We start from the raw sequence: 18,688 nt of genomic DNA on the forward strand, positions 1-18,688 counted from the left end.
CCACGTTCCGCTCACCCGCAAAAAGACGATCTATCGCAAGATCGAGGCCGTATTTCAATACTCCGAACAACTGTGGCACTTCCGGATCTTCTACCTCCATCCTGCCAGATGCTCGTACCGCACGATGCGTGCGGAACCTCTCCGCTCTGCGAGCTCGTCAAACACACATACCTGACGACATAGGCTTTCCTGTTAGCATGGGGATCCCTAACGCAATCTGCAAAAAAAGCCTGGGAAGAGCATATGCTCCTCTCAGGCTTCCTTCATATCCGGAACCGGTACCCCGCTCCCCAGATCGTCTCGATATATTGCGGGTTGGACGGGTCCTGCTCGATTTTCTCACGCAGCTTGCGAATGTGGACGGTCACCGTCGCGATCTCCCCCATGGCATCCATCCCCCACAAATGGTCGAACAATTGATCCTTGCTGTACACACGATTGGGGTTCATCGCGAGGTAGGTCAGCAAGTCGAATTCTTTGGTAGTGAAAATGACTTCCTTCTCGTTCACGAAGACGCGCCGGGCCGTTTTATCAATCATAAGGCCGCGAATGCGAACTTCATCATTCTTGGTCTCCCGTTTCCCCATCAACCGCTCATAACGCGCCAGATGCGCTTTGACCCTTGCCACGAGTTCTCCCGGGCTGAAGGGTTTGATCATATAATCATCGGCGCCGAGACCCAAGCCGCGTATCTTATCAATGTCTTCCTTTTTAGCGGAAACCATTAGGATGGGAATATCTTTCTCGCTGCGGATTCTGCGGCAGATTTCGAAGCCGTCCACCTTGGGCAGCATCAAGTCGAGAACGATCAGATCGTATTCGGTGTTCATGGCTCGTTGAAGCCCTTTGTCACCGCTATTTTCAATATCGACCTCATAGCCGCTGATTTCCAGATAATCCCTTTCCAGTTCAGCGATGCTTTGCTCGTCTTCAATAATCAAGATGCGGCTCATTATGCACACTCTCCTCCTGCTTGATTAGCGGCAGTACCATATAGATGGTCGTTCCCTGGCCCCATGTGCTTCTCGCGCCAATCCTTCCGCCATGCTCCTCCATAATTTGTTTAGCAATCGCCAGCCCTAGCCCGCTCCCGCCCGTCGACGTGTTGCGCGATGGGTCAGCCCTGTAAAACCGGTCAAAGATATGCGGCAGCGCTTCTTCAGAAATGCCCTGGCCATTGTCTTCTATTTGAATGACGGCGTGGCCGTCGATTTCTTTCACGTCTAGTCGAATCGTACAATTCGCATCGCCGCTGTATTTGATCGCATTTTCGATCACATTTAACAGCACGCGTTTGAGCTTTTCCCGGTCGGCGGTAACGAGAATCGGCGACTCCGGGAGCTCCTTCAATACGAAGTGAACGCCCTTCTTCTCCATCTCGAACTGCAGTTCCTGCGCGCAGTCCTGCACATACCCGCCAAGATCGACAGGTTCAAATTGAAACGGCACTTTGCCGAGATCCAGCTTGGAGAAAAGAAACAACTCATCAATGAGCCGATCCATGTCAGCCGCCTTATTGTAGATCGTGCGGACATATCGGTCAAGCTTATCCGGTGAATTGGTTACGCCGTCCATAATGCCTTCGACATACCCTTTGATTGCGGTTACCGGCGTTTTCAGATCATGCGAGATATTGGATATCAACTCTTTACGGTTTTCCTCATATTGAAGCTGCATCTCGACGGATTGCTTCAATTTGCGCCGCATTTCTTCAAATGCGATACTGAGCTCTCCGATCTCGTCATCGGAGTGAGGAACGACTTCGAAATCAAGATTGCCCTCTTTGATTTCTTCGGCGGCCTTTTTGAGCGCCTTCAGCGGACGGATAATGCTTCGCGAGACAAAGTAAGTGAGCACCCCGTTGGTCACGACCAGAATCGTAATAAATGCGAAAATGACGAAGCTGGAGAATTGATGCAAATAGTTTTGAAACCGGCTTCCATCCAGAAAAATGAACACGGACCCTTTGCTCTGATCAGAAAAAATAAAATCCTGTTGGCGAGTTATCCAAAGCGATCCCTGATTTCTCTGAAAATGGCCTGTAGAGGTCCCGAAGCTTGGAAGCCGCGAGGTATTGGCTGCCTCCGCTTGTTTCAGATAAGGCGAAGCGTACGTTATTTCCTTGTCTTTGCGAATAATTAACCCCATATTGATTTTGCGAAGCTTCTCTTCGACTGCTTTCACGAAAACTTGATCGAGAAACAAATCCGGCTCACTATCTGACTTTGCCTTGATAGTTGCCACAATTTCCGCTTCTTGCTCGACGACTCTCTTAATCGGATTGCCTTGGGAGAAATCAACCTGAAACACAGATTTCAAATTGCCAAGCGTCGCGATGCTAATCAAAATCACGGCTAGCCCGGAAAGCACAAGCGGCACAAGAAGCATGGCTACATAAGAAAGCACCAGCCGTAAGCGAATAGACATCTGGATCAAATCTCCTTTTTGTCAAATAAATAGAAACCTGCTGTAAAAAACAATATACTACAAGCTATCAAAAACATAAAGATGCTGCTGATTTTGCCAATGGCCATCGAGCTCCCGATCCAAAGCATATGCCAATCAGTGTAAGCCGTCGGCGAATAGGTGGCGATTTGCGGAATGAAGAAAGCCGCCACTTTAAAGGCTAAGTATAGGAGAATACTTACCGTCAACGCAGAGCTGCTGCTGCTGAAAAACTGCGACATACAAACAGCTGTAATGCTCAGTACGAGCAGGGGAACAAAGGCTGAAGCATATGCGAGAATCCAATTGATTACTGTGCCGAAACCGCCAAAATGCTGAAAGAACAGCGCCGACAAGATGGAGGCCAGCAAACCTGCGATCAAATACAGGGCTATATATAAGCTGAGCGCGATCTGTTTGGACGCGAACACTTTAAACCTGGTGATCGGTCGGGTCAGCGTGATTTTCATCGTGCGGTCGCCCATCTCACCGGAGAATACATCCGCGGCTCCCATAAAGACGAACAAAGGCAGAAAAATGCTAGTAAACAAACCAAGCATGACGATCGGAAAGTCCTGCGATGCGATGGCGCCGATGCCAATGCCAATTTGGAAACGGGAGAGCAGTACACCCGCCAGAACCGGGAGAAGCAAGGTTGCCGCCAGGAAAAAGAGCGTCTTTTTCTTCGCTGTGATCTTGATCGTTTCGTTCCACACATTTGCCGTTAAACTATGCATGAGCCGCTAACCTCCTAACGCCTTCAATTTCGCGTAAATACGCTTGTTCCAGCGATTCGCTGCCTTGCATTAACTCGGACAGGAGCCCCTCTCGCACCAGACGCCCTTGATGGATGATGCCCATGCGATTGCACATCAGTTCCATCTCGTGAATGAGATGGCTGGAGATCAGGAACGTGATCCGTTCTTCACGAGCCAGACGAAGGATAATCTCGCGGATGTGCACCATCCCCTCGATATCGAGACCGTTCGTGGGCTCATCGAGGATCAGCAGCTCCGGCTTCGACAGCATCGCCGCCGCCAGGCCGAGCCGCTGCTTCATGCCCAGCGAATATCCAGCCACCTTTTCATGTTGAAAGGGCGTCAGGCCTACGATGTCGAGCACTTCATCGACACGCCCCTTGCCGATGCCGGGATAAAAGCGCGCGGCCAGCTCCAAATTCCGCCTGCCGCTCATATATGTGAAAGCCTCCGCCGTCTCAATCAGCACCCCAACCTTCGCCATCGCTTGCTCATAGTGGGTCGAGACGTTCTTGCCAAACAGCTTCACCTCGCCATGCTGCGCTCTGCTGAGACCCGCCATAATCTTCATGACCGTTGTCTTGCCTGCCCCATTAGGCCCGAAAAAGCCGTAAATATCGCCTTGCTGCACGGTCATATGCACATCGTGTATGCCGCGCAGGTTCTTGAAAATTTTGGTTAATCTCGTGATTTCAACGATGGGTTCCATTTCCCTGCCACCTTTCGTTCGTAGAGAATAAAGAGGTGAAATGCTCACGAATACCCGCATTTCGCCTCTCTCTTTGCGAGTCTTATTACTTGTTGCCCCATTGTTTCCGGGAATAGTGTTCGAACTTCACATTTTCCACTTGCTTGCCTTCCAAATCTACGGTGTCTGGTGTCGTGCTGTTCAAGCTCGAAAGCGTCATATCCACATTCAGAACAACATCATGGTTGGCACCCTGCGCATCTTTGCCGGAGATGTGAATTTGCGCCGTTTGGTTGGTGATATGGTTATCTCCATCCACAGTTGCGTTAACCTCTACAGCGTCCATTTTGATGTCGTTAGCCAGCTGGGGAAAGCTGTTTTTCAGCGTGCTTACATCAAACCCGAGCTTATCTACTGCATCCGGTACCGGATGATGTCCGTTCTCTGCGACGCCGTGCTTAATGACAAGCGAGCCAATCGTATTTACAACTGGGGAAATTTGGCTGCCGGATACTTTGAAGTGAATGTCTTTGCCGTTGCCGGACGTTTCATCCATCGTGATGTAGTTCTTCAAGTTGCCGACCAAGGCGTCAACCACATTTTCAACCTCTTGAACCGTTTGCGGATCAGGCGTAAAGTGCTTATCTTCGAGCTTGTTGTACTTCTCATATTCGCCATCAAACACGATGACTTTGTAGACATCCGAATCCGCCGTCTTCACAATTTGTTTGCCGCCTTGGCTGTAGTAGTTGATCGTCTGCTCTTCCGTACCGGTTTTCACCGTTACTGCGGCGCTGCCTTCACGTTCGGATTGACCGGTCTTGATCGTAGTTTTCACATTCATCACTGACGAGCCGTTATCCTGTACGGACACATTTACTTGGCGGGTGGCATTGTGCACCTTGGCCGTCTCTTTGAAAGCCGATTTGTATGACTCATACCCCGGTGCATCGCCAACTCCTGCATAAACCGAAGTGACCAGCATCATGCTGCCTACCGCCACGCCCAATCCCATCATAGCTAACTTCTTATTCATATCTTTACCTCCGTAAGCTTTACGCTTTATCTATTTGGATGCGTCCCTCGCCTCCATGTATTCATCTTATCCCGTCAGCCTTAACTCCCTCTAAAACAGTTCTAAACCGCTCCTAAAACAATTATTAAAACTTTATAAAAAAAGAAAAAACCACCCTGTAAGAACAAGGTGGCTGATGGTTGCTGCGTTAGTCGATCTCCGGATTACTGCATATCTTCCTCTTTTTTGGATACCAAATACCGCGGGGCATCCAATTGATGCTTTGGCAGTGTAATTCGCACGGTCGTGCCGCTTCCTACCGAACTTTGCATGGTTACCCCATACCATTTGCCAAAATGCAGCTTGATCCGTTCGTTCACATTGCCGATTCCATACCCCATGCTCGTCCCATTCACATTAAAAATTTGATCCAGCGTTTCTTCGCTGATCCCGAGCCCGTTATCCTGAATTTCAAAAATAATCGTTTCTTTATCTCCATAAGCCCGAATCCAAATGGAGATCAAATCGTCATACCAAGCATGTTCCAGCACATTCTCAACAAATGGTTGCAAAATAAATTTGACTGTCGCGTAATCCATAATAACGGGGTCGATCTCATAATTAACGAGAATACGTTCCGCATATTTAATGCGCTGGATTTCGATATACGCCCGAATTTGCTGAATTTCTTTATCTATTTTAATCATTAATTCTCCCTTGTTGAGCGTGAGCCTGTAAAACTTCGCTAAACTGCGAATCATTTCGTGCATTTTATCGATTTCTCCAAGCTTGGCCATTCGACTGATCGAAGAGAACGTATTATATAAAAAGTGCGGGTTGATTTGAGAATGCAGCACCTGAAGCTCCGCTTCTTTTTTTTGCAAATTGCTCACGTAGACTTCATCAATTAATTGTTCCATGGTGGCGGCCATATCGTTAAAAGCTTTTGCTATCCCAACAAATTCATCGTTGCCGCTGTATGTAATCCGTTTGTGGAATTCACCCTCTTGAAAAGATTGGAGCGATTGCACCAGCTTATTGATTCGTCTGGAGAATCGTTGCGAAATATAGAAGCTAATCGCGCTTAACACGGCAAGACTCAGCAAACAAACGATAATTGTCACCGTGCGCACCTTCAGCGAACTCTCTCTCAACGTAGAAGTAGGAATGAAAGCGACAAGTTGTGCAGGGAAATTGGTTATCGTTTTCGTTTTAGTCAAATACGGCGTTTTATCCTGAGCCAGCAGCACTGTTGAACTAGTTGCATCTGAGGAACTGGCATACAGCAGGTTCTGGCGATCATTCAGCACAAACAAATGCGTGCCCTGGCCTAGTTTATTATAGTCGACCGATCCGAATATATCGCTTAATTTAACCGTGATCTTCATAAATCCTTGTGATTTCAAAGAATCGTAATCAATAATCGGACGTACAAAAGAAATATTCTGATACTGCTCGTCGGATTCAATTTGCATCCAGGCTTTGCTGTTGAAATCGAAATTCAACTGCGAATACCAAGCAGCATGCTTCAGTCGATCCGTATGAAAAATACTGTAATTTCTCCCGGTTTCCAATGGGTCTCCGGAAATTTTGTAATAGGCTTCGCTAATCGCCGGGTGATCCAAATAAAGGGATAGACTGACCGGAATAAGCGATAAATGAATAGCTGATTCGACTTTGGGTATGACATACTGCGTCGTAAATAAGTACTTGTCCCAATCCGGATAGCTGTTTGAGAAATATCGTGATAACACTTGATCATTAAAGATTTGATCGGACACCCGCAAAATATCGGCCAATCGGTAATCGATATTCGTATCCATTTGCTCCATGGCCACCTGAAGGTTGCTTTCCGTTCGTTCTCGAATCGATTGCACCGAAGAGTAATACGAATAAGAACCTATTACGATAACAGGGATCAACACTAAGCATAAATAAGAAAGAAACAACTTAAGGCTTAGGGGCACATACTTTCTGGTTAACCCTTTCACTCCACATTCACCCCTGTTTTCTGTAATCCCCCGGTGATGAACCGAAATATTCTCGGAATTGCCTGCTAAAATATGTCAAGCTCTTGTAGCCCAGTTGATCGGCTATTTCATATATTTTCAGGCGCGGATTGTGAAGCAGCTGCTCCGCCTTCTCCATTCGGATTCGAATGACGTAATCGCTAAAGCTTTCATTGAAATGTTCTTTAAACAAGAAACCAAGATGGTTGGGCGAATAGGAATAATAATTGGCGACATCCCGGAGCGTAATATCCGTAGAAAGCCTGGACTCGATATACTTCAGCATGTCATCGAAGAATCGGTTATTTTTGACTTGCCGATTGAAATAAATCATTTCCGATATTTGAAAAACCGTGCGGCGAAGCCAAGATTTAATATCATCAATCGTTTCAAACTTATGAATCAGGTCAAGATGATCCAACTCCCAGCCAAGCAAGCTTTGAAACGTTTTATTTCGCTTATTAAGGTGAGAATCCAGCTTCGAAATCATATGTACCGCAAAATTATACACCGTAACACGCTGCTCAAAGCCCTTCGCTAAGGCAAATAGTTCCTCGATGCAATCCGATATTTGGACAAGCCCGTAACTATCCATGGCGGTAAACATGGTGCCCAGAATTTCGTTGAAATTTGTTGAACCCGCGACTAAACTCATCTTCGTAGACTTAGAAGTAATCATGCGATTTTTGCCTACAAACATCTTGAAGTTAAGCATTTCTTTGGCATGATGGAAGGATCTCCATACGTCTTCCGCACCTTGTACTTCATATCCGACACCTATCGTAATCGTTAGTTTCGTCGTTTCGTTGATGAACAGCACCAAGCGGTTCATCTCCTCTTCCAGATCGGATCCGTAAGTTCCATGAACGATGAGTCCCACTTGAAAATGAGACAATTTGCAGTGCAGTCCTAACTGGCGGGAGTCCACATAATCCGTTATGAGCTGGACTACCGATTGCAGCTCTGCCCGCTGTTCCTCGACCGAAGCTTGATGCAATTTGAGAACAACATCGTCGATTTCAGCGATGATCGCTACCAAGGTCTCCCCCCGCTGTAAGACATCGTATTCTTGCAGAATAAGGGCAAACTCGTCCTGCTCACAGGTGCCCTCCAGCAAATGAAGAATAAAATTGCTTTTCACATAATTAAACGACTGCTTCAAACTCGTATCAGCGTGATGCTTCCGCTTTTCGGCATCCAGACGCTGCACCGTTTCCTTGACAATACGAATGACCTCATCGTCATCCACCGGTTTCAGAATATAGCCGCAAGCTTTCATCTGAATGGCTTCCCGGGCATATTGAAAATCCTCATAGCCGCTAATAAAAATAACATTCAAGTCTGGATTGTGGAGAAGCGCTCTCTTGGCCAGCTCAATCCCTGAATGCACGGGCATTTTAATATCTGTGATCAAGATATCGACAGCGTGATTACATATATAGGCTAAGGCCACTAAGGGCTTATTCACTGAACAGACGACTTCAATGTTTAAATCCGCCCATGGAATCAGCTTCTTCAAGCCTTCCAGATCAAAATTCTCATCGTCGACCAGCACGACGTTATACACGCAGCATCGTTCCTTTCAGTTATGCCATTACGCACCATTACGCTTGGATACGAGAAAAAGAAGGTATACAATGAAGTATATCTTCTTTCCCTGCGTCTTGTATAAGCAATTATTTACCAAGTTTCTTCAAGTTTTCTTGCCAAACGTTTGTTTTCCATTTCAATACTTTGTCGTAGCCAAGCTTCACCGCTTCTTGCTGCGCACTTCCAAGCAAGCTCTTCACTTCGTCTTCGCTTTTCGCGAATACCATTTTCGCAATGGCTTGTTTGTATTGATCTTTCAGACGTTGCATCGCGATACCTTCCTCAGTGTTAGGCTGAGGGTCAAGATTTGAAAATTCTGTAATGTTTTTCGAAGTTTTAAAGGTTACGTTAGCTTGTGCAAGTGTTGTCCAGTCTTGAGCTTCCGCCGGCAACATTTTTTCCCGTGCTGCTTTCGCGCCGTCGATAAACGAGGTGTTGCCATACCAGTTGTACTCGTTGATTTTCAACTCATCATATTTTTTATTGTCGCGCTTAATGTAAGCTTCATTCGGGATTGGAACTTCATTTTCCACTTTATCGTAGAACATGCCTTCCGGACCAAAGAACATGATTCGTTGACCTTGTGGACTTGTAGCCCAGTTCATGTAGGCGAAGATCGCTTCTGGATCTTTTGCGTTTGTAGTAATAACGTTAACGTTCCAGCCTAATGTGGAGTAGTTGCCAGGGAATACCTTGTTTTTATCTAAGCCATCTTTATGAACAGGCCAGATTGCCGTGTAACCATCTTCTGGATCCACTGCTTTCAATTTGCTGTTCGCTTCACGTCCGATAACTTCAGCGACTGCATCGAAAGCGCCGAATACCGCGATTTTCCCCGTATTCAACTTCTCTTTAACTTGATCGCGAGTTTGTGTGAACATATCTTTGGAAAGCAAGTTCCCGCGGAACAATTTATTCGTAAACAGTACGGTTTCCTGGAATGCTGGGTCAGCGTAGATGGAAGTCAATTGATTGCCTTTAGGAATACCAAACACTTGACCTGCTCCAGGCGAGACGAATGAGGTGCTCACATCGGTTGCAGCGCCACTGTACAGAATACCGAGTTGTTGCACTTCAGCGCCGTCACGAATTTCACCGGAATCAAACGGAACGACATCCGGGTATTTTTCTTTTACAAGCTTCAAGTAGGCTTCAAGATCATCCCAGGTTTCCAACTTCGGAGAACCGAGCGCTTTGTAAATTTTCTTTTCTACAATGTATCCGGCAACGCCGTTGCCATTCTCACCATTGATGTACCAGTTAGGAATTTGATACAGCTTGCCATCCGGGCTTCTCAACATGTTCAGCGTTTTCTCGCCAACTGTTTTCACAAACTCTGGATATTTCTCCAGATAAGGGTCCAGAGCAACCAATTTGCCTGCTTGTTGTAAGCGCTCAACATCTTTACCGCGATCAAGTACAATGGCGTCAGGCAGCTCGTTGGCGACGATCATGGAATTTAATTTTTGCGCTGCAGCTCCGTTGGATTGAATTGGCGTAATGTTGATTTTTAATGTTTCTTTCAAATACTTCGTATTCGGCTGATCACCGAATTTCAGAGATGTGTGCCAATCGTAGTTGACATACTGAGTGAAATCCACCGGTTTTAATTTAGATTGCGGATCTCCGCTGGCAGCCACTGGAGCAGAAGATGCAGCCGCTGTAGCCTTGCCAGGATCAGTGGAAGTTGCTGGATTCGCATCTTTGGAACTGGTGCAGCCAGCTAACAACATGCTAACGCTGAGTACTGTGGCTACAGAATACATACCTGTTTTCTTAAAATTCAATGTGTTTCCCCCTCAAGTATAAATGTATTATATGTTGAAACAAATCTATAAGAAAAGCTCTTATTCGGAGCTATTTCCACGCTACTCTTTCATAGAACCGACAAGGGCACCTTTAACGAAGAACCGTTGTACGAATGGATAGATCAGCAAGATTGGCAGCGTAGCGACCATCATCGTGGCCATCTGGATCGATTTGATCGTCGCCGTCTTTCGAACTACAGACTGTGCAGCTACAGATCCCATATTTTGAATAAACGATTCTGCTGAACCCTGATTAATGATCTGAATCATTATGGTTTGCATAGGAATCAGCTTCTGATTGTTGATAAAAACGGCTGGGAAAAACCAGTCATTCCACAACGTTACAGCTGTGAATAAGCCAAGCGTCGCGAGAACGGGTCCCGAGATCGGGAGCACGATTCGGAAAAATACGCCGAAGTTTGACGTTCCGTCGATCCGAGCCGCTTCCTCCAACCCTTCCGGCAGCTCCATAAAAAACGTGCGGAAGATGATTACGTTGTACACATTCACCATGCCGTGAATAATGAGGAACCAGTACGTATTGTACAGATGCATTTGGTGGATCAAAATAAAGTATGGAATCAGTCCACCGCTGAAATATAACGTGATGATGCAAATGATCATATAAAACTTTTTAAATACGATGCCTTTCTTTGATAGGCCGTATGCAAACATCGCTGTGAAAAACATCGATAATGCTGTGCCTAGCGCCGTTCTGGAAATCGTGATCAAATAGGCGTTCAGGAGTGATTTTTCTTTAAATACGACTTTATAATTTTCAAAGGTAAAGCTTCTTGGCCAAAATGTAATCCCGCCATTCGTCGTATCCGAGCCAACGTTAAACGAAATAACGAGCGAGTTCCAGAATGGATAAAAGGTGACAAAGGCCAGCACTAGAAGGATGAAGTAAATACTCCACTTCAGTGTTTTGTCCATAACATTAAGTTTCATAGATTTCCCCACTTTCCAAAATGACAGATGCCGCTAACTTACCAGAGACTTGTTTTGCCCAGCTTTCTGGCAATCGTGTTGGCAATCATCAGAACGATAACACTGACGATTGATTTAAATAATCCCGCTGCTGTTGCGTAGGAGTAACGCTGCTGGATAATTCCCATTTGATACACATAGGTATCAATAACATTCGCTACCGAGACGATGACACCGTTGTTCATATTTTTGGTCAGTACCAATACATCTTCAAATCCGGCATTCAAAATGTTACCTACGCCCAAGATTAAGAAAATGACAATAACGGGCATAATACTCGGAATCGTAATTAAGAAAATTTGTTTAAATCGATTCGCTCCATCCATCGCTGCCGCTTCGTATAATGCTGGATCAATACCTGCGATAGCAGCCATATATACGATCGAACCGAAACCAATTTCTTTCCAAACATTGGTCGTGACCAGAATCGCCCAGAACAGTTTCGGTAAAGACAACCAGTTAATCGGCTCATTGATCAAGGAAAAGCTTGTGAGCAATTCATTCACCGAACCGTTGTCAACGGCAAGCATCGAGAATAAAATACCTGCTACGACAACCCATGACAAAAAATGAGGAATGTATGTGATGGTTTGCACGATCCGTTTATACAATCCGTGCGTGACTTCATTCAGCATCAATGCCAGAATAATTGGCGCAGGGAAACCTACGAACAGTTTGAGCAAACTGATACAAATCGTATTACGCATAATATCCCAGAACTCCGGGGATTCGAAAAACATCCGGAAATGCAGCAACCCTACCCATGGACTTGCCTGAAATCCACTGAATAAGTTGTATTCCTTGAATGAAATAAGCACACCCCACATCGGGATGTAATTGAAGATGAGAATGAACAGCAAGGCGGGTAAAATCATCAATTGATAATCCCATTGTTTGAAAAACTGAACTACCTTCGATTCCCTTCTGGATGGACGGCTATCCGCTGCCAGCTCCACTTGATTTTCCATTGTTTTCATTGTCAACGCTCCACTTTTTTATTTGATCTGAAAGTAATTGTATCGAAATGAAACCGTGCACAACACTTTACAAACCAACGAAAAGTGTAAGAATGACATGTCAATTGCGTTCAGCTGTGCCTCAGGTCTCTAAACCCATACGTCCAGGCATGGGAGGGAATGGGTATGGGATTCCGACCGCTATCGCTTCTCCACCCCATACCCATTCCTTTTTGTTCTACTTTGCGCTGCCTTCCACTTCTCATTTCCCTAACCTGTCTTCCATCCGGTATTCTTATCCATGAACACCCTTGTAAGATTCCGGGTACATGTCGCCTCCGCATGCTTCGCAAGAAAACGGAGGCGATACTGCCTGTCAGACACCGCCGACTCCCCATGCCGGGTTGACCGCCGCCATGCGCCGGCGAAGCAATGCGCGCCCAGGATTCGCGGCGTTGGGGCAGCGATATTGACGGAACTACGATGCCTTATTCCTCGGTAACGCCCCTTTTCTCCCCCTGAAGAGGAACTGGGGTGCGTTAAATGAGCGAAAACATGCCTAAAACCCAGCATTTCCTGCTCATAAGGCACGGTAGTTCCGCGAAACGTCCCTACGACCGAAAATACCGCCTCTTAACGTACCTACGTTCCGCTCACCTGTGCATAAAGGTGATCTATCGCAGATCGCATACATTTGAGTATAAGGAGGGAATTGGATATTGGATTCCGACCGCTATTGCTTCTCCACCCCATACCCATTCCTTTTTGTTCTACTTTGCGCTGCCTACCATCCGGTATTCTTATCCATGAACACCCTTGTAAGATTCCGGGTACATGTCGCCTCCGCATGCTTCGCAAGAAAACGGAGGCGATACTGCCTGTCAGACACCGCCGACTCCCCATGCCGGGTTGACCGCCGCCATGCGCCGGCGAAGCAATGCGCGCCCAGGATTCGCGGCGTTGGGGCAGCGATATTGACGGAACTACGATGCCTTATTCCTCGGTAACGCCCCTTTTCTCCCCCTGAAGAGGAACTGGGGTGCGTTAAATGAGCGAAAACATGCCTAAAACCCAGCATTTCCTGCTCATAAGGCACGGTAGTTCCGCGAAACGTCCCTACGACCGAAAATACCACCTCATAGCGCACCCACGTTCCGCTCACCTGTGCAAAAGACGTGCAGATCGAGGCGGTATAGGGTGATCCAAACCGTTGTAGTACTTCCAGATCGCACCTCCATTCCGCTCACCCGTGCATAAAGGCGATCTATCGCAGATCGAGGCGGTATTCCAATACTCCAAACCGCTGTGACACTTCCGGATCGCACCTCCGTTCCGCTCACCCGTACCAAAAAGCGCTCTATCGCAGAGCGAGGCGGTATTCCAATACGCCAAACCGCCGTGGCACTTCCGGATCTCCTACGTCCATCCTGTCAAATGCACGTACCACACGATGCGTGCGGAATCTCTCCGCTCTGCGAGCTCGTCACACACACAAAGCTGACGACATCTGCTTTCTGGCGTCAGAATGGGTATCCCTACTCCTTTAGTTCTGTAGAGGATTAATCATTCAGGCAACAAAAAAACCATCGCAACCTGTGCGATGGTTTGCCTAACATTCTGTTCCTGTTCACGAGCGACATGCCTTAGCCAGCATTCGTATTTCATCGCTTAGCTTGGCATTGACCGGATAAATCTCTTCGATGAAATCCAAAATGTGGAGAGCTGACTCAGGGATCTTATCATACCCCTGCATCATTTGGCCGATTCGATTTGCAAATCCAGGGTATCTTTTTTCGAGCCTTCTGTCGTTTCCGAATGGATCGGGGTAATAGTCCACTTCTTGTTCCGATACATGCAAGGCTGATAGGATGCTGTCTATTGCATATTGCTCGACAAACCTTACAGCGGACAGCTTTTCTCCCCTTGCGTATCTGCCAAGTCCCACATATAAATTGGTTAACGCCTCGTTGAACACATGGTCGAGAGATACGACTTTGATTCTAGAGGAGCTCACCGCCGATTTAACAATTCCTACGTTCTCATAGGAAGGGTCCTTCCAGACGATCCTTCCTTCCGAATAGGCGGCATGCGCTAATTCCTGCTCTTCAAAAATAGCAAATTCGCCATAGATGCCGTCATGGAACATAACTTTATAGCCGATATCGCAATTTTTAAACGAATACGCTAACGGATACGCGGCCTCCAGCCAATCTAATTGGTCGATGAATCTCATCTTGTGACCTGGCTTCGCAATAATGAAGAAATCAAGATCCGAGTACGCGTCCAAACGTTCTATCTCTTTGCCTACGGAGCCAAGACCCAGTAACATGAAGGCTCCGCCTTTCATCTCCAGTATTTTCCCAATTTCATCAAGTCTTTGAAGCAGCCTCTCTTCTCTTCGCATCTAAGTCGCCTCCGTCAAATGAAATACGCAAAAAGGGTTCAACCCCACAATGAAGCGAGGTTGAACCCGAAGGTTGCATTGCCTTTCTATTCCTTAAATCATGACACATCAGCCGCAATTACGTCAATACTCTTGCCGCTGTTTCTGTTGCATTTTGTACATACCGGAGTGCATAATTTTCACATCCACACGAATCGTTCCTAACTGAACTTCTTTCAATGGCTTAGTGCCTTGGGCTGTTAATTGGGACCACTGTGAAAAAGCGTTTTTATATAAGTAATGCTCCAAACTAAATAGATCGATTCCCTGCTCCATTCCTATTTTAAACGTACGTTCGACCTCCTCTTTCATTTCCTTTTCAATCTGTTGTTTGAGCAGATTCTCATCGATCTTCTTTGTGATTTCTTTAATCACGGCCTTACCTTTGATACCAATAGCAAAGCTTATCCGCCCATCGATTACTTGCGGCTTTATTGTAGCTCTAGGATTTAGAATGGAGGCTGTGCCAACATTTTCACCATTTATAGTAATCTTTAACACGGCACGCACTGTATTCTTGTCCATCCAGCGCAGTCCAGCGAGTTGATCTTCTGTAAATGTAACTGGGCTATGAGTACGGTCAATCGCATGAACGCCGCTTATTTGGAGCTTCGGATCGGTTTTGTCATTTTTTTCCCAGACATTTTTATTAATGGACAGTACGGGAATCAGTGTGGTCATGCCAGGCTCGCGGAAATCGGCTAACACATGGTACAAGCGCACCGGCTGAATGTAGGAGCGCTGACGATAATTATCTAAAGGATGGGCAAGAATGGAAGCGACCGGCGATAAGTTGAAAAATGGAGTAACCGTGAAAATGCGATCGATAGGCTCATAGGTGCTGTAAAACCACTGTGTAAATCTGGTTTCGCCATACCGTACAATTCCATCCGTAAAGACATTAATCCCTTTTTGCAAGGCCGCATCGGTAAACACGAATGCAAAGACATGCCCCCAAAACATCCGCTGTTGAGCAGTCCTGTAAAGCTTGTTGAACGCATCGTCAACCGTTTCCCCTTCTTCGTGCCCTACCCATACGGTAGCCGGCTGACCGGATTTGCCTCCTTCTTGTTTAGCCACGCTCGAGAAGTCGATCATTTGACCATACACAACATACTTCCCTTTCTGATAATCGAAACCGATGGCTGTAATGTAATTTGTGTCCTGGATGGTCTTGATGTCCCAGCAGCCGGTTAGGCTTAGCAACAGACATATTTGCAATCCCAGCAAGATGATTTTTCTCATCATGAGGATTCATCCCCTTGGCGGGTTGCATCATTCGGATTCAGCATCTGCGGTCTCCTCCGTATTTTGTCCCACGGCTTGGCGAATACAGCCGTAATCATTTCCCGGAATCCCGGTGGCGACAAGGGAGCTAGATAAGGAATGCCGAAGGATTCCAATGTGGACAGGTACAACACAATGCCCATTAGGCTGAGCATAAAACCAAAGATGCCAAAGATCGATGAGGCAAACAAGACGAAAATTCTTAGCAGCGTCACTGTACCTAATAACGATTGATTAACGAGCGTGAACATCGATATCGTCGAAATAGAGGTAATCACGAGCGTAGTTGGGCTTGTTATCCCTGCGCGTATGGCCGCATCCCCAACGATAAGCCCGCCAACGACCGTAACGGTCTGACCAACGGATTTGGGCAATCGCATGCCCGCTTCACGAAACAGCTCAAACAAAACTAACATAAGAATAAAATCCATCGGCCCAGATATCGGCAGCCCAAGCCTGGAGGATGAGATCGTTGCAACGAGCGGAAAAGGAATTTGTTCAATATTGTAAGCTGATACCGCAATCCAAAAGCCAGGCAATAAGGAAGAGACGACCAGTCCGCCCAGCCGCAAAATACGTTCAAAGGCCACATAATAAAAAGGATAATGAATATCCTCCGGAGATTTCAATAAGAAGGTGAGGTTCGCTGGCGCAATGAGCACCATAGGCGACCCATCTACAACAACCGCAAACCTTCCGCGCAGTAAGCTTTGCACGACATAGTCGGGTCTACCCGTTATCTCCACAAGAGGAAAAAACGAATGCTCGCGCCCGGCCAAAACAGCCTCTAATTGCGAACTAGCGACGAGCGCATCTATGTCGATATCGAATAAGCGTTGTTTCGCGTCTTCGATAATGTTCATGTCGATAACATCGCCGATATAAAGAAGAGCCACCATGGTGTGACTCCGCTGCCCGATTGCTATTTTCCAACAACAAAGAGAGCTCGTCAGCAATCGTTTTCGCACCAGGGCGACGTTCGTAATCATGCTTTCCGTAAAGCCATCACGAGGGCCTTTAATGGACGTTTCTGTACTGGATTCCTCCGGTGTGCGATTAGGCGGCGAAGAAATATCCAGAGCATAAAACTTGTTTGTTTCTTCGAAAAAGAAAATTAGCTCGCCGCGATACAAACTCACCGTCAGCTCTTTCATCACATCTGAGCCATTGATCTCATGAAACTGGAGCATCATATTCAAATCCAGCTCTGAGGGATTCCGGTCAATTTGTTTGGACATTAAGGATTGCATCTGTGGGAACACCGATTGCTCAAGATGATCAATACTCGTCATCCCTTCGCAATACATCGCAACGAACTTCTGATGGTAGCTGCCCTCCCCTAGCTGATACGACTTTATAATGACATCCGCAGAATCGGCGAACAATTGTCGAAGTTCATCTTCATTCATTTCCTTTCACTCTCCTTGGACTTGGCCGGCAGCATGGATAATAGAAGAAGGACAAACAGCATACAGACACCGACTCCAAACATCGACGGATAATACCAGGTCTCGATTTGTTTCAGAATCAGATTGTCATCCACGGGAATTAGACCTAGAACGAAAAAGAACAAACTGAAGCCAAACAGAACCATCGTTCGATTCTGCTTTTTCTGGACACCGATTGTATCCAGGATTAGAAAAAGCAGGAGAGACATCCGAATACACGCGCCAGAAATCCATTGGTAGATAGATAAAAAATCAAGGTGCGAGATATATTTCCCCATGGTAACCATACGCCACTGTTCGAAGGCCGGGTACCTTAAATCAGCTGCTTCAAATGGACCGAATATCGCAATCGCGCCTGTCAGCGGCCCGATGGTCAAAATCAGGAGAACAAGGGCAAGAATAAGCAAAGAAGACAACCGAATGCGCGTCGAGACATGATGCTGAATGAAAATGATGCTTATCATTTCGAATGAAGCGCCGCATGTAAGTATCATGGACGTCATTGCAGGCTCATAGCCATGTGTAAACAGAGGAGTAAGCATGCCGTAATCTTTGTAATGGAAATTAGCGCTCATTACCAATAATCCTAAAAAAACAACCCCAGGGAGCAAAATACCTGCTGTTATGGCGATTGCCCGCAGCCCTGCTAAAGCAGCAAAAAAGCAAAAAATCATGAAAACCAAATTGATTGTCCAAGAAGGGGACTGCGGCAAATAGCTCACATGCGTCCAGATCACGATATCTTTTAAGGTCACGATGGCATCGATGACGCACACGCCTATGACGATGAGCATACATAGACCTGACGTGAATCTCCCGAACCTTATCTTGAGCCAATCCATGATTCGCTGATGAGCTGTCTTTTTAATTAGCATGTATAGCAAGAGTACCCAAATCACTAAAGGGACGACTGCAGCAGCAGCTCCAATCCAGGAGTCACGCTTGCCGTTTTGCAGCAACGCGGGAATTAGAATCACATGATTCGTGATGCCGATTGAGAGCATAAGAACAAAGTATAGCTGCAGGGCGGATATCTTCTTGTTTCCATGCATTTTTCATTCTCCCATAGAAGTATTGAGGCGGAAGCTTTTCTTGTTAAAATACCCACAATTGGCGAAAACATGCATGCATAACCAGACAGGCAAATAGGCCGCACCCACAATAAGTGGAATGCGGCCTATGATGGCGTATGTTTGCAATTAGAATGTTGCCAGGATGATAACTAACAGAACATAAAGAACCAGAATAACA

14 protein-coding genes are annotated in these 18,688 nt (G+C 46.3%); all 14 read right to left on the bottom strand.

The features are described from left to right. Positions 1-263: 263 nt before the first annotated feature. Positions 264-962: a response regulator transcription factor gene (locus tag ABRS97_RS22565; RefSeq protein ID WP_483312494.1), complete on the bottom strand. Its 699-nt coding sequence runs from the start codon at positions 960-962 to the stop codon at positions 264-266. Beyond that, positions 931-2,427 carry a sensor histidine kinase gene (locus ABRS97_RS22570; RefSeq protein ID WP_367818138.1) on the bottom strand — a complete coding sequence of 499 codons (1,497 nt, stop codon included), beginning with the start codon at positions 2,425-2,427 and terminating at the stop codon, positions 931-933. Before ABRS97_RS22570 ends, ABRS97_RS22565 begins: the two co-directional genes overlap by 32 nt. A gap of 5 nt (positions 2,428-2,432) precedes the next feature. Then, the gene (locus tag ABRS97_RS22575; RefSeq protein ID WP_367818140.1) at positions 2,433-3,182 is read right to left on the bottom strand and encodes an ABC transporter permease subunit; all 750 of its coding nucleotides are present in this window, start codon (positions 3,180-3,182) and stop codon (positions 2,433-2,435) included. Continuing rightward, on the bottom strand, positions 3,175-3,912 hold the full coding sequence (locus tag ABRS97_RS22580; protein WP_367818141.1) for an ABC transporter ATP-binding protein: 738 nt from the start codon (positions 3,910-3,912) through the stop codon (positions 3,175-3,177). The genes ABRS97_RS22575 and ABRS97_RS22580 overlap by 8 nt, the downstream gene beginning before the upstream one ends. An 85-nt stretch (positions 3,913-3,997) precedes the next feature. Further along, on the bottom strand, positions 3,998-4,927 hold the full coding sequence (locus ABRS97_RS22585) for a hypothetical protein (RefSeq protein ID WP_367818142.1): 930 nt from the start codon (positions 4,925-4,927) through the stop codon (positions 3,998-4,000). A gap of 203 nt (positions 4,928-5,130) precedes the next feature. After that, positions 5,131-6,897 carry a sensor histidine kinase gene (locus ABRS97_RS22590; RefSeq protein WP_367818144.1) on the bottom strand — a complete coding sequence of 589 codons (1,767 nt, stop codon included), beginning with the start codon at positions 6,895-6,897 and terminating at the stop codon, positions 5,131-5,133. Positions 6,898-6,904: 7 nt separating this feature from the next. Beyond that, on the bottom strand, positions 6,905-8,482 hold the full coding sequence (locus ABRS97_RS22595; protein ID WP_367818145.1) for a helix-turn-helix domain-containing protein: 1,578 nt from the start codon (positions 8,480-8,482) through the stop codon (positions 6,905-6,907). Positions 8,483-8,591: 109 nt separating this feature from the next. After that, positions 8,592-10,292, bottom strand: a complete 1,701-nt coding sequence (locus ABRS97_RS22600; protein WP_483312495.1) for an extracellular solute-binding protein — start codon at positions 10,290-10,292, stop codon at positions 8,592-8,594. An 81-nt stretch (positions 10,293-10,373) separates the two neighbouring features. After that, on the bottom strand, positions 10,374-11,264 hold the full coding sequence (locus ABRS97_RS22605; protein ID WP_367818147.1) for a carbohydrate ABC transporter permease: 891 nt from the start codon (positions 11,262-11,264) through the stop codon (positions 10,374-10,376). Between the two features lie 38 nt (positions 11,265-11,302). Beyond that, positions 11,303-12,280 (bottom strand): ABC transporter permease, encoded by a 978-nt coding sequence (locus ABRS97_RS22610; RefSeq protein ID WP_367818149.1) that lies wholly within the window; start codon positions 12,278-12,280, stop codon positions 11,303-11,305. A gap of 1,606 nt (positions 12,281-13,886) precedes the next feature. Further along, positions 13,887-14,663: a hypothetical protein gene (locus tag ABRS97_RS22615; RefSeq protein WP_367819223.1), complete on the bottom strand. Its 777-nt coding sequence runs from the start codon at positions 14,661-14,663 to the stop codon at positions 13,887-13,889. 123 nt (positions 14,664-14,786) lie between these two features. Then, a complete protein-coding gene (locus ABRS97_RS22620) occupies positions 14,787-15,950 on the bottom strand; it encodes a Ger(x)C family spore germination protein (protein ID WP_367819221.1) in 1,164 nt (387 codons plus the stop codon). Continuing rightward, positions 15,947-17,398, bottom strand: a complete 1,452-nt coding sequence (locus ABRS97_RS22625; protein WP_367819219.1) for a spore germination protein — start codon at positions 17,396-17,398, stop codon at positions 15,947-15,949. The genes ABRS97_RS22620 and ABRS97_RS22625 overlap by 4 nt, the downstream gene beginning before the upstream one ends. Further along, complete coding sequence (locus ABRS97_RS22630) at positions 17,395-18,489, bottom strand: endospore germination permease (RefSeq protein ID WP_367819217.1); 1,095 nt, start codon at positions 18,487-18,489, stop codon at positions 17,395-17,397. The genes ABRS97_RS22625 and ABRS97_RS22630 overlap by 4 nt, the downstream gene beginning before the upstream one ends. Positions 18,490-18,688: the final 199 nt, after the last annotated feature.

It is taken from the genome of Paenibacillus tabacirhizosphaerae, from assembly GCF_040812395.1.
Classification (GTDB): domain Bacteria; phylum Bacillota; class Bacilli; order Paenibacillales; family NBRC-103111; genus Paenibacillus_E.

What these genes read in the sequence shown, in the direction of transcription:
- ABRS97_RS22570 (WP_367818138.1), bottom strand. Translation starts at nt 2,427, where the DNA reads ATGTCTATTCGCTTACGGCTGGTGCTTTCTTATGTAGCCATGCTTCTT.
- ABRS97_RS22575 (WP_367818140.1), bottom strand. Translation starts at nt 3,182, where the DNA reads ATGCATAGTTTAACGGCAAATGTGTGGAACGAAACGATCAAGATCACA.
- ABRS97_RS22580 (WP_367818141.1), bottom strand. Translation starts at nt 3,912, where the DNA reads ATGGAACCCATCGTTGAAATCACGAGATTAACCAAAATTTTCAAGAAC.
- ABRS97_RS22585 (WP_367818142.1), bottom strand. Translation starts at nt 4,927, where the DNA reads ATGAATAAGAAGTTAGCTATGATGGGATTGGGCGTGGCGGTAGGCAGC.
- ABRS97_RS22605 (WP_367818147.1), bottom strand. Translation starts at nt 11,264, where the DNA reads ATGAAACTTAATGTTATGGACAAAACACTGAAGTGGAGTATTTACTTC.
- ABRS97_RS22610 (WP_367818149.1), bottom strand. Translation starts at nt 12,280, where the DNA reads ATGAAAACAATGGAAAATCAAGTGGAGCTGGCAGCGGATAGCCGTCCA.
- ABRS97_RS22615 (WP_367819223.1), bottom strand. Translation starts at nt 14,663, where the DNA reads ATGCGAAGAGAAGAGAGGCTGCTTCAAAGACTTGATGAAATTGGGAAA.
- ABRS97_RS22620 (WP_367819221.1), bottom strand. Translation starts at nt 15,950, where the DNA reads ATGATGAGAAAAATCATCTTGCTGGGATTGCAAATATGTCTGTTGCTA.
- ABRS97_RS22625 (WP_367819219.1), bottom strand. Translation starts at nt 17,398, where the DNA reads ATGAATGAAGATGAACTTCGACAATTGTTCGCCGATTCTGCGGATGTC.
- ABRS97_RS22630 (WP_367819217.1), bottom strand. Translation starts at nt 18,489, where the DNA reads ATGCATGGAAACAAGAAGATATCCGCCCTGCAGCTATACTTTGTTCTT.